General features: G+C 72.6%; 7 protein-coding genes and 1 pseudogene. 3 read left to right on the plus strand and 5 right to left on the minus strand.

Going from position 1 to position 8,789, the window contains the following annotated elements; genetic code table 11:
* Nucleotides 1–27: 27 nt before the first annotated feature.
* Nucleotides 28–945, minus strand: a complete 918-nt coding sequence (locus ACF1A5_RS12345) for an NAD(P)-dependent oxidoreductase (protein ID WP_392192791.1) — start codon at nt 943–945, stop codon at nt 28–30.
* Between the two features lie 104 nt (nt 946–1,049).
* On the opposite strand from ACF1A5_RS12345, the gene ACF1A5_RS12350 reads away from it, so the two are divergent.
* Nucleotides 1,050–1,652: a TetR family transcriptional regulator gene (locus tag ACF1A5_RS12350; protein ID WP_392192771.1), complete on the plus strand. Its 603-nt coding sequence runs from the start codon at nt 1,050–1,052 to the stop codon at nt 1,650–1,652.
* Between the two features lie 356 nt (nt 1,653–2,008).
* Here ACF1A5_RS12350 and ACF1A5_RS12355 read toward each other — a convergent pair whose 3' ends face one another.
* The gene (locus ACF1A5_RS12355; protein ID WP_392192772.1) at nt 2,009–3,367 is read right to left on the minus strand and encodes an MFS transporter; all 1,359 of its coding nucleotides are present in this window, start codon (nt 3,365–3,367) and stop codon (nt 2,009–2,011) included.
* A gap of 225 nt (nt 3,368–3,592) precedes the next feature.
* Nucleotides 3,593–4,258 carry a TetR/AcrR family transcriptional regulator gene (locus ACF1A5_RS12360; RefSeq protein WP_392192773.1) on the minus strand — a complete coding sequence of 222 codons (666 nt, stop codon included), beginning with the start codon at nt 4,256–4,258 and terminating at the stop codon, nt 3,593–3,595.
* Between the two features lie 144 nt (nt 4,259–4,402).
* On the opposite strand from ACF1A5_RS12360, the gene ACF1A5_RS12365 reads away from it, so the two are divergent.
* The gene (locus tag ACF1A5_RS12365; RefSeq protein WP_392192774.1) at nt 4,403–5,281 is read left to right on the plus strand and encodes a shikimate dehydrogenase; all 879 of its coding nucleotides are present in this window, start codon (nt 4,403–4,405) and stop codon (nt 5,279–5,281) included.
* Nucleotides 5,282–5,330: 49 nt separating this feature from the next.
* Nucleotides 5,331–7,160 (plus strand): bifunctional sugar phosphate isomerase/epimerase/4-hydroxyphenylpyruvate dioxygenase family protein, encoded by a 1,830-nt coding sequence (locus ACF1A5_RS12370; protein WP_392192775.1) that lies wholly within the window; start codon nt 5,331–5,333, stop codon nt 7,158–7,160.
* A 58-nt stretch (nt 7,161–7,218) separates the two neighbouring features.
* Here the strand turns inward: ACF1A5_RS12370 and gnd are convergent, their stop codons facing one another.
* The gene (gene gnd / locus ACF1A5_RS12375; RefSeq protein WP_392192776.1) at nt 7,219–8,103 is read right to left on the minus strand and encodes a phosphogluconate dehydrogenase (NAD(+)-dependent, decarboxylating); all 885 of its coding nucleotides are present in this window, start codon (nt 8,101–8,103) and stop codon (nt 7,219–7,221) included.
* Nucleotides 8,104–8,109: 6 nt separating this feature from the next.
* Nucleotides 8,110–8,789: pseudogene (locus ACF1A5_RS12380) on the minus strand (glucose-6-phosphate isomerase); the annotation flags it as partial.

Consider the following 8,789-nt stretch of genomic DNA (forward strand, 5'->3'; position numbering starts at 1 on the left):
TGCCCTGGCCGTGGCCGGCCCGGCCGTTCATGGAGTGGGCGCGGAGGCCGGGTCCTGGGGCCGGTCCTGTGGTGCCGTCGTCGTGCGGGCCTCGATCGCGCGCAGTACCGCCACCATGTCCTCGGTGCCGTGCCCCAGGGTCACCGTCTCCTCGAAGAGGGTGTGGCACACGTCCAGCAGTGGTGAGGCGATGCCGGCCGCGCGGGCGGCGTCGGCGATCAGCCGGTTGTTCTTCAGGACGTCGAGAGCCGCCGCCTGCACCGCGAAGTCCCCGGCCAGCAGCTTGGACGCCTTCATCCCGGAGACCGCGCTGGCCATCGGGCCCGCGCCCAGGACGTCGAGGAACAGGCCCGGGTCGAGCTTGTGCCGTTCGGCGAAGTGGAACGCCTCGGTCAGACCGGTCACCAGCGTGATCAGGAACAGGTTCACGGACAGTTTCATCAGCAGCGCGCCGGGCGTCGGCCCGCAGCCGAAGGTCTGGTGGCACAGGGGCGCGAGCAGCGGCCGTACGAGCTCCACCGCCGACTCGTCCCCGGCCAGCATCGCCACCAGCCGCCCGTTCTCCGCCGGGACGCGGGACCCGGAGACGGGCGCCTCGACGTAACGGCCGCCCGCCGCGCGGACGTCGGCCTCCAGGCCCTGCGAGTACGCGGGCGAGGTCGTGCCCATGTGGACCACCACCCGTCCGGAGACGCGCGCGGCGAAGGCGGGGGTGCCGCGGCCGAGGACGGCATCGGTCGCGGTGTCGTCGGCCAGCATCAGCAGGACCACGTCCGCGCGGACGAACACCTCGGCGGGGCCCGCCGCCACCTCGGCGCCGGCCGCGCGCAGCGGCGCGGTACGGGCGTCCGTGCGGTTCCAGACGATCAGGGGGGTACCGGCGCGGGCCAGCCGGAGCGCCATGGGCCGCCCCATGACTCCGAGGCCGAGGAAACCGACGTTCACGGGGGACCGCCCTCCGGACGCGACCGTTATGACACTGGTCATAGTAGCGGCGTTTATGACGGTGGTCATAGGCTGGAGCAGGGCAATGAGCAAGGAGGTCGGCGATGGCCGAGTCGCAGCGGGGGCCGCGCGAGCGGATGGTCTTCAGCGCTGCCCAGCTCATCCGGCGCGAGGGGGTCGGCGCCACGGGGATGCGGGACGTCGCCGCCCACGCGCGGGCCCCGCGCGGATCGCTGCAGCACTACTTCCCCGGCGGCAAGGAGCAACTGGTCAGCGAGGCGGTCGCCTGGGCCGGGCGGTACGCGGGAAAGCGCGTCGCCCGGTTCCTGGCCGGCCTGGACGAGCCGACGCCCAGCGGCCTGTTCGCCGCGATGGTGCGGCAGTGGACCGACGAGTGCGAGGCCGACGACTTCGCCACCGGCTGCCCCGTCGCCGCGGCGACCGTGGACCGTGCCGCCACCGGCGCCTCCACCCGGGAGGCCACGGCCGCGGCCTTCGCGGCCTGGCGGGAGGCGGTGGCCGAGGCCCTGACGGGCATGGGAGTGCCGGCCGCCCGGGCCGGGTCGCTCGCCACCCTGATGATCAGCGCGCTTGAGGGCGCGCTCCTCATGGCCCGCGCGGAGCGGGACGTGCGCCCCCTGACGACCGTGGCCCGCGAACTGGGCCCCCTCCTCGACGCGGCGGCGGTCCCGCCCTCCGGCCTCTGAGCCGGGGGAGCGGACGAGTGCCCTCCGGCCGCTGAACCGCAGGACGGGACAGACGGGACAGCGCTGTTGGGCGTGCTCTGGCGGACCGGGGGGAGGCACCCGGCCCGGCGGGCACGATCTGCTGACGGTCGGCCGGCCCGACGCCGAACGGCACCTGGAGCTCGTCCACGAACCTGCCCGCCTCGTCGAGCCCCGTCCCACCCAGGAGGACCTCCTCGTGGTCCACTTCGACGGTCCCGTGCCCGACGAACTGTTCGCCCGCCTCGCACGAGGCACGGCGCCCACGGGCAAGGAGATGTCTCCGGTCCGTGGGCGCCGTGCGTGTCGTGCGTGCCGTGCGTGCCGCGTGCGGCGGGTCAGGCCGACACCGTCTCCGGCCGGGACGCCGGCCGGCCGGTCCGTTCGCCGAGCAGTTCGGTCGGGACCCGGTGGGTCTCGCGGGCCGACAGCGCGGCGATCACCGGCGGGACGCACAGGGCCGCAGTGAACAGGGCCACCGACGACCAGTCGGTGCCGCCCGGGCCGGCGATCTCGGCGGCGAAGGTGACCGCGAACCCGGCGACCGCGAAGCCGATCTGCGTGCCGATCGCCATGCCCGACAGCCGGACCCGGGTGGAGAACATCTCGCCGTAGAAGGAGGGCCAGACGCCGTTCGCGGCGCTGTAGACGACACCGAAGGCGACGATGCCGAGGACGAGGGTCAGCGGGTAGGAGCCGGTGGAGATCGCCCACAGGTAGAGGAACATCGTCACCGCGCTGCCCGCCGCGCCGATCAGGTACACGGGACGCCGGCCGATCCGGTCCGACAGCATGGCCCACAGCGGGATGGCCCCGAGCGCGACGACGTTGGCGAGGGCGCCCACCCACAGCATCGACGAGCGGGACATGCCGACCGCGTCACTGGTCGCGTAGGCCAGCGCCCACACCGTGAAGATGGTGCTCACCGAGGCGACGAGCGCGCCCGCGACCACCCGCAGCACGTCCGCCCAGTGCTCGCGCAGCAGCACCGCCAGCGGCAGCCGGGCCACGCCCTCGACGGCGGCCTGCTGGGCGAACGCCGGGGTCTCCGCCAGCCTGCGGCGGATCAGGTAGCCGACGACGGCGACCGCGATGCTCAGCCAGAAGGGCAGCCGCCAGCCCCAGCTCAGCAACTGGTCCTCGGGCAGCGCGGCGACCGGGATGAACACGAGCGTGGCGATGAGCTGGCCGCCCTGGGTGCCGCTGAGGGTGAAACTGGTGAAGAAGCCGCGCCGGTCCGGCGGCGCGTGCTCCAGGCTCATGGAACTGGCGCTGGCCTGCTCGCCCGCCGCCGAGATGCCCTGCAGCACCCGGCACAGCACGAGCAGCACCGGGGCCGCACCGCCGACCTGGGCCCGGGTGGGCAGACAGCCGATCAGGAACGTCGACACGCCCATCAGGATCAGCGTGAAGACCATGATCTTCTTGCGGCCCAGCCGGTCGCCGAAGTGGCCGAGGAAGAACGCGCCGACCGGGCGGGCGGCGTAGGCGACGCCGAAGGTGGCGAGCGAAAGCAGGGTCGCGGTGGCCGGGTCGGAGGCGTCGAAGAAGACCTTCGGGAAGATCAGCGCGGCCGCGCTGCCGTAGATGAAGAAGTCGTAGTACTCCAGTGCGCTGCCGATCCAGGCGGCGGCCGCCGCCTTCTTCGGCTGGCCGGGCGGGGCGGTGGCGTCGTGGGGTACGGCGGGGACGGACACGGCGGGCTCCTTCGGGGGACTCCAACGTATGCGGAGAGAGCGGACGTCGAGAAGTGCCGGATCCCTGGGGTGACGGGCCGGGCACACCGGGTGCGCGTCCCGGTTAATTAACCCACTGGGTAGTTAGTAGCAGTTGGCCAGTGATGTTGCGCCCACGTTTCCCGGGTGTCAAGAGGTCCTGCCGCGGCCGTACGGAAACGCCGGCCGCGAAGGCTCGGCGCGGCTTCAGTCCGCGGCGCGGTCCGCCGTCAGATAGGCGATCACCATGTCGCCCAGCATGTTCCGGTAGTGCTCGCGCCGGGCCGGGTCGACGAGGTCGCGCCCGAACAGGGCGCCGAACGTACGCCGGTTGGCGACCCGGAAGAAGCAGAACGAGCTGATCATCGCGTGCAGGTCGACCGCGTCCACGTCCGCCGTGAACAGGCCCGACTCCTGGCCCGAGGTGAGGATCCGGCGGATCACGTCCAGCGCCGGCGAACCGATCCTGCCGAGCTTCTCCGAGGCGGCGATGTGCTCCGCCTCGTGGATGTTCTCGATGCTGACCAGGCGGATGAAGTCGGGGTGCTGCTCGTGGTGGTCGAAGGTCAGCTCGGCCAGCCGCCGGATGGCCGCGACCGGGTCCAGGTGGTCGACGTCGAGCTGCTGCTCGGCTTCGCGGATCACACCGTAGGCCCGCTCCAGCACGGCCGTGAACAGCTGCTCCTTGCCGCCGAAGTAGTAGTAGATCATCCGCTTCGTGGTGCGGGTGCGGGCGGCGATCTCGTCCACGCGGGCGCCGTCGTAGCCGGCCCGGGCGAACTCCTGCGTGGCCACGTCGAGGATCTCGGCCTGGGTGCGGGCGGCGTCGCGGATGCGCCCGTTCGGTCGTGCCGGTTCGTCGACGCTGGTCATCACGTTCCTTCGGCGTAGGTCCAGTGCCGGTGATTCTAGAAGCAGCGGGCGTCCCGGCCCTCGAGGGTCTTCCCGCGGGAGCCGGCGTGCTGATATAGCTAACGTACTAGTTCGTACATTAGGTGTCTGCCCAGGAGGTCAGCGGTGGCCAAGGACTCGTATCTCGTCGGTCTGATCGGTTCCGGCATCGGCCCGTCGCTCAGCCCGGCGCTGCACGAGCGGGAGGCGGACCGCCAGGGCCTGCGGCTGCTGTACCGGCTCCTGGACATCGACACCCTGGGTCTGCCGCCGCAGGCGGTGGGCGACCTGGTGCGCTCCGCCCGCACCCTGGGCTTCGACGGGCTCAACGTCACCCACCCGTGCAAGCAGCTCGTCATCGAGCACCTGGACGCCCTCGCCCCGCAGGCCGAGGCGCTGGGCGCGGTCAACACCGTCGTCTTCGAGGACGGCCGAGCGATCGGGCACAACACCGACGTCACCGGCTTCGCCGCGTCCTTCGCCCGCGGGCTGCCCGACGCGCCGCTGGAGCGGGTGGTCCAGCTCGGCGCGGGCGGAGCCGGCGCCGCCGTTGCCCACGCCACCCTGACGCTCGGCGCCGAGCGGGTCACCGTCGTCGACGCCCTGTCCGAGCGGGCCGCCGCACTCGCCGACTCCCTCGCCCGCCACTTCGGCGCGGGACGGGCCGCCGCCGCGGCCCCCGACGCCCTCGGGGAACTGCTGACGCACGCCGACGGCATCGTGCACGCCACCCCCACCGGCATGGCCGCCCACCCCGGTCTGCCCTTCCCGGCCGAGCTGCTCCACCCCGGCCTGTGGGTCGCCGAGGTCGTCTACCGCCCCCTGGAGACCGAGCTGCTGCGCACCGCCCGCGCACGCGGCTGCGCCACGCTCGACGGAGGCGGCATGGCCGTCTTCCAGGCCGTCGACGCCTTCCGGCTGTTCACCGGGCGGGAACCGGACGGCGCGCGGATGCTGGCGGACATCGCCGAGCTGGCGGGCGGCGCGGTGGGGGCCGGGAAGTAACGGGCGGCCGGAACACGAAAAGCTCGGAAGCCGAGGAGAGGTACTCAGGGTGCGTACGTCCATCGCCACCGTCTCGCTCAGCGGATCGCTCACCGAGAAACTCACGGCTGCGTCCCGGGCCGGCTTCGACGGCGTCGAGATCTTCGAGAACGACCTGCTCGCCAGCCCCCTCGCCCCCGAGGAGATCCGCGCGCGCTGCGCCGACCTCGGGCTGCGCATCGAGCTCTACCAGCCGATGCGCGACATCGAGGCCGTCCCCGCCGCGGAGTTCGCGCGCAACCTGCGTCGCGCCCGGCACAAGTTCGAGCTGATGCGCCGGCTCGACGCCGACACCGTCCTCGTCTGCTCCAGCGTCTCCCCGTCGGCCGTCGACGACGACGCCCTCGCCGCGGCCCAGCTGAGCGAACTCGCCGACCTGGCACAGGACTTCGGCATCCGGGTCGCCTACGAGGCGCTGGCCTGGGGCCGGCACGTCAGCACCTACGAACACGCCTGGCACATCGTCGAGACGGCGGGGCACCCGGCGCTGGGCACCTGCCTGGACAGCTTCCACATACTCTCCCGCGGCGGTGACCCCAAGGGCATCGAGGGCATCCCCGGGGAGAAGATCTTCTTCCTCCAGCTGGCGGACGCCCCGCAGCTCGCGATGGACGTGCTCCAGTGGAGCCGCCACTACCGCTGCTTCCCCGGGCAGGGCGGCTTCGACGTCGCCGGGCTCGTGCGGCACGTGCTGCGCACCGGATACGACGGCCCGCTCTCCCTGGAGGTCTTCAACGACGTCTTCCGGCAGGCCGAGGCGGGCCCCACCGCCGTCGACGCGCACCGCTCGCTGCTCCTGCTCCAGGAGGCCGTGGGCGTCGCGAACCTGCCCGCGCCCGTCGTCCCCACCGGCATCGCCTTCGCCGAGCTCCTGACCCCGGACGCCGAGCCGGTCGCCGCGGTCCTGGGTGCCCTCGGCTTCGCCCGCACGGCCCTGCCCCAAGCTCTCGACTTCGCTCGAGCAGGGCGGTCCCCCCATCACGGCAAGCCCGTCGACCTCTGGCAGCAGGGCGAGGCCCGCATCCTCGTCAACACGGCGGGGGCGGCACGCCGCGACGGCACGCAGCTCGCCGCGATCGGGCTGGAGTCGCCGGACCCGGCAGCCGCGGCCCGCCGTGCCGAGGCCCTGCTCGCCCCGGTGCTGCCGCGCCGCCGCGGCCCGCACGACGCACCGCTGGACGCGGTGGCCGCCCCCGACGGCACCGAACTCGTCTTCTGCGCCACCGGACACCCCGAACTGCCCGACTGGCGTGCCGACTTCGACACCCTCGGCGCCGGCCGGCCGGAGACGGGCGTGACGTCCTTCGACCACCTCGCGCTCACCCAGCCCTGGCACCACTTCGACGAGGCGGCCCTCTTCCACCGCAGCGTGCTCGGGCTCGACGCCCGGGAGAGCGTCGACGTCGCCGACCCCTACGGACTGCTGCGCAGCCGGGCCGTGGGCAACACCGACGGCAGCGTCCGCATCGCCCTCTCCGTCGGCGCGGCGCCCACCGACGACACCGTCCACGCCCAGCACATCGCGCTGGCCACCGACGACGTGGTCGCCGCCGCAAGCCGGTTCCGCGCGGCCGGCGGCCGACTGCTGCGCATCCCCGCCAACTACTACGACGACCTGGCGGCCCGGTTCGAGCTGCCCGAGGAGGAGCTGGCGGCCTACCGCGACCTCGGCATCCTCTACGACCGGGACTCCGGCGGCGCCTTCCGGCACTGCTACACCGAGACCGTCGGCCGGGTCTTCTTCGAACTCGTCCAGCGGGACCCCGGCCACCGCGGCTACGGCGCCCCGAACGCGTCCGTGCGGCTCGCCGCCCAGCACGCGCAGCGCCCGGCGCGGTGAGGCGTTCCCGCCCCGCCCGCGCCGGGCGCCCGTCCGGCCGGTGGGCCGACCGCCCCGGTCAGTCCTTCTTCGAGGACTCCACCGCGTGCCCGCCGAACTGGTTGCGCAGCGCGGCGATCATCTTCATCTGCGGGGAGTCGTCCTGGCGGGAGGCGAACCGCGCGAACAGGGACGCGGTGATCGCCGGCAGCGGCACCGCGTTGGCGACGGCCGCCTCGACGGTCCACCGGCCCTCGCCGGAGTCCTCGGCGTAGCCGCGCAGCTTCTCCAGGTGCTCGTCCTCGTCGAGGGCGTTGACCGCCAGGTCGAGCAGCCAGGAGCGGATGACGGTGCCCTCCTGCCAGGAACGGAAGACCTCGCGGACGTTCTCCACCGAGTCGACCTTCTCCAGCAGCTCCCAGCCCTCGGCGTAGGCCTGCATCATGGCGTACTCGATGCCGTTGTGGACCATCTTCGCGAAGTGGCCCGCGCCGACCCGGCCGGCGTGGACGTAGCCGTAGGGGCCCTCCGGCTTGAGCGCGTCGAAGACCGGCTGAAGGCGGTCGACGTGCTCCTTGTCGCCACCGACCATCAGCGCGTAGCCGTTCTCCAGGCCCCAGACGCCGCCGGAGACGCCGGCGTCGACGAAACCGATCCGCTTGATGCCCAGCTCGGCGGCGTGCTTCTCGTCGTCGGTCCAGCGGGAGTTGCCGCCGTCGACGACGGTGTCGCCCGGCTGGAGCAGGTCCCTGAGCTCGTCGACGACGGTCTGGGTGGCGGTGCCCGCCGGGACCATCACCCACACCACTCGAGGGGCCTCGAGCTTCTCGACCAGCTCGGCGAGGCTGCTGACGTCGGAGAGTTCGGGATTGCGGTCGTAGCCGACGACGGTGTGGCCGGCGTTGCGGAGACGCTCCCGCATGTTGCCGCCCATCTTGCCGAGGCCGATCAAACCCAGCTGCATGTCAGTTCACTTCCTAAGCGTGCGGTACGCGGCCACGAGGGCGGCGGTGGACGGGTCGAGGCCGGGCACGTCTGCGCCCTCGGTCAGGGCGGGCTCGACCCGCTTGGCGAGGACCTTGCCGAGCTCGACGCCCCACTGGTCGAAGGAGTCGATGTTCCACACGGCCCCCTGGACGAACACCTTGTGCTCGTACAGCGCGACCAACTGGCCGAGCACGGACGGGGTCAGCTCGGGGGCCAGGATCGTGGTGGTGGGCCGGCTGCCCCTGAAGACACGGTGCGGCACCTGCTCCTCGGGCACTCCCTCGGCGCGCACCTCCTCGGCGGTCTTGCCGAAGGCGAGTGCCTGTGTCTGGGCGAAGAAGTTGGCCATCAGCAGGTCGTGCTGCGCCTTGAGTTCACCGCTGAGCTCGTCGACGGGGTTGGCGAAGCCGATGAAGTCCGCCGGGATGAGCTTGGTGCCCTGGTGGATGAGCTGGTAGTAGGCGTGCTGCCCGTTGGTGCCGGGCGTGCCCCACACGACCGGGCCGGTCTGCCACTCCACGGGCTCCCCGTCGCGCTGCACCGACTTGCCGTTGGACTCCATGTCCAACTGCTGCAGGTAGGCGGTGAACTTGGACAGGTAGTGCGAGTACGGCAGGACCGCGTGCGTCTGCGCGTCGAAGAAGTTGTTGTACCAGATGCCCA

Source organism: Streptomyces sp. NPDC014864 (genome assembly GCF_043081525.1).
Taxonomy (GTDB): domain Bacteria; phylum Actinomycetota; class Actinomycetes; order Streptomycetales; family Streptomycetaceae; genus Streptomyces.